The organism is Microcoleus sp. Pol12B4, assembly GCF_036701385.1.
Lineage (GTDB): Bacteria > Cyanobacteriota > Cyanobacteriia > Cyanobacteriales > Microcoleaceae > Microcoleus.
The window spans coordinates 1-2,598 of sequence record NZ_JAUBQR010000395.1; the positions used below are offsets into that span (position 1 = coordinate 1).

Annotated in this window: 3 protein-coding genes; all 3 read left to right on the forward strand. The window is 39.5% G+C overall.

The features are described 5' to 3' along the window. Positions 1 to 285 precede the first annotated feature (285 nt). The 3 genes from QUA38_RS29570 (at position 286) to QUA38_RS28455 (ending at position 1,357) form a co-directional block, all read left to right on the forward strand. Positions 286 to 390, forward strand: a complete 105-nt coding sequence (locus tag QUA38_RS29570) for a transposase (protein ID WP_445305131.1) — start codon at positions 286 to 288, stop codon at positions 388 to 390. A 163-nt stretch (positions 391 to 553) separates the two neighbouring features. Further along, on the forward strand, positions 554 to 787 hold the full coding sequence (locus QUA38_RS29575; protein WP_445305132.1) for a DUF2511 domain-containing protein: 234 nt from the start codon (positions 554 to 556) through the stop codon (positions 785 to 787). A 213-nt stretch (positions 788 to 1,000) separates the two neighbouring features. Then, positions 1,001 to 1,357, forward strand: a complete 357-nt coding sequence (locus tag QUA38_RS28455) for a DUF2511 domain-containing protein (RefSeq protein ID WP_333167786.1) — start codon at positions 1,001 to 1,003, stop codon at positions 1,355 to 1,357. Positions 1,358 to 2,598: the final 1,241 nt, after the last annotated feature.

Consider the following 2,598-nt stretch of genomic DNA (forward strand, 5'->3'; position numbering starts at 1 on the left):
GACCTTGTTTATTTCGCCCATTCTTATTTAACCTATCTATCAGTTTCCCCTATTTCTGCAGCACTGCCATCCGCGATTGCACGGAATTTATATTCTGTGTGTTTTCCCTTACGTTCGGCAAACGCGCAATTACCGATAGCTCCCATATCCTACTGGTGATACCACTTTCAAAAAAGAATCCAAATCTAGGTCCGTGCTTCAAACCTCGATAGCCATTAGTCATTCGGGTAGTGATGCACAGTAATGGTTTAATATTAAATCAACATAGATTTTCGAGGTCAAAGTATGAAATGTCCTAAGTGTCAAAGCGATTTTTTTATTAAAAATGGAAAGACTTTTTACGGAAAACAGCGATTTAAATGTAAAAATTGTAGTTGTCAGGAAGATTGAAAATTCTCAATATAAGCAGATTTCACTCCTATATTAAATCCTTAATTGAGTGGCTGGTTTTAGAAAAAATTTCTAGAGCCGGAATGCTAGAGCTACGGGGTATCCATTCGATGGCTCCAGAGTAATGTACAGGACTTACGCAAGCATAGCCGTTACACAACAAATGTATGGAAAAAAAACGTGGTCGCTTACCGTACCGAGCGGCATATTATCTTGCGTAGACCAGGCTGTCATTTTTACTGCACCTGACGGAAACCAATATGCCGTCAATGGTTTCGCCATAACTGCAGGCTATCCCTCAATTGATCCAATTACCTTGCCAGATCCTGTAAACCCATGCTCAAAGAGGTATCTTGGAGTGCTGATATATGATGGGAAGAGACTCTGCTCCCAATAATAAATAAAAATTTTTTATTGGCAGTAAATCATCAACTTTTTAAAAGCACTCAATCAGTAAGGGCTAGGTGCTTGAAAAAAATTGCACAATTTGGGGTATAGACTCGGTTCGATATTTAGGTACAAAACTTTATGTCGTGTCCTATTTTGACCGTATCTCAGCTATACATTAGGTAGAGTTTTTGTGTCCCAAAAAAGTATCGGAGCGAATTGTATGGATTGGAAAAAATGTGCGGTGATGGGTTTATTGCTGCTAGGGGTAAATTGGGGGTGTGAACCAGGTCAGCCAATTTCAGTTTCACAACAAAATTTCGGTGATGCTTGGCCCTTGACAGTGCCACGTGGGAGATTGGCTTGTATGTTTACGAATGACTTTCATGCAGAGAGTGTAGAAGTTATTTTTTTTATTGCACCTGATGGTAAAGAATATTTGCTCAGGGGTTCGCCGATGCGATCAGAAAAGATTCTTCTCCCAATTGATTCAATCCACAAGCCCGACCCCCTCAATTCACGAGCTAAAAAAAATCTTGATGTATTAATTTATGCAGGACTCCAGGTATGTCCATACTAGAAAAATTGCCTACCCAAACTATTGGATTAAATAAGCGTGCGCTAGAAAGAAATCACTCGACGCGCTTGAAATAGAACTATATAGAGCAAAAGCTGAATAATAAAAACTTGGCTAGATGATGCCAGAATTAGTAAGTAAAAAAAAGAGGAATTGAGGGGCAAATCAAATGAGTTGGAAAAGATGCGGAATAATGGCTCTGTTGCTGTTGGCTGCAGGCTGCGCGGAAAAGAGAGAAATGTTCATTACGCAGAAACAATTTGGAGAACGATTGCCGCTCACTGTACCTCATGAAAGATTGTCGTGTATTCGTTTCAGGGGTAAGGCAGAGAATATTATTTTTTAATTTGAGGGCTACGAATATTTTGTTGGCAACAGCTCCGAAGGAACAGAGCAAGACCAGTACCGCCCGATTGAGCTACTTGTGAAGGCGAAGCCCAAGTACAGAAACCCGCGTGCAAAAATGGACATCCGTGTGTTGCTTGATGAAGGTTTAAGACTGTACGCGCACTAATTTGCTGTTAGGAAATAAGCATTAGAGTATTACAAGATGGGTGCTTAAATCCAAACTATATAGAGCACAATTTGAATAATAAAACCTTTTTTGGTTCATCGCCTAGTTAAGAAAAGTAATATAAAATGCGAGCAAGTCTAATGAGTTTTAAGAAGTGTGTAGCGATAAGTTTGTTGCTATTGGTGACAGGTTGCACGACGCAAAAGAAGGGGCGACTTATTACAGAAAAAAAAATTAGTAAGGATTGGCTCCTTATTGTACCCAGTCGAACCCTAGTTTGTGTGGCGTCACCCTTGGAATCTCGGTCTATTTTCTTTATTTCTCCTGATGGCAAACGATACAATCTTATTAATGCAGAAGAATACCTATCAATTTTTTCCATTTTGAAACCGGCCCCACAAAACTCATACTCTAAATTTGTCAATCCCGAATGGCTACTTAAAAAAGGAATGAAGTTGTGCCCAGAACAATTTTGGTTAGCGCCCCGCAACTGTTATGGAGGCGCTAACCAAAATTGTTGAATTAAATTCCAAACTATTGAACGCTAGCTCTACCACTAGCAATATCATCAATGCTAGCCTGTCCCTTCCGTGTTTAAAAACTGAAGAGACAACAAGGGACGAGGGGCTTTCTGGGTAGCCCGATGTGTTTATACCATTTTTTTAAAGATATGATAGACTTATATGAAAAGTAAAGGAGAGAATTTAAATGTCTGGTCGTCCTCATATAA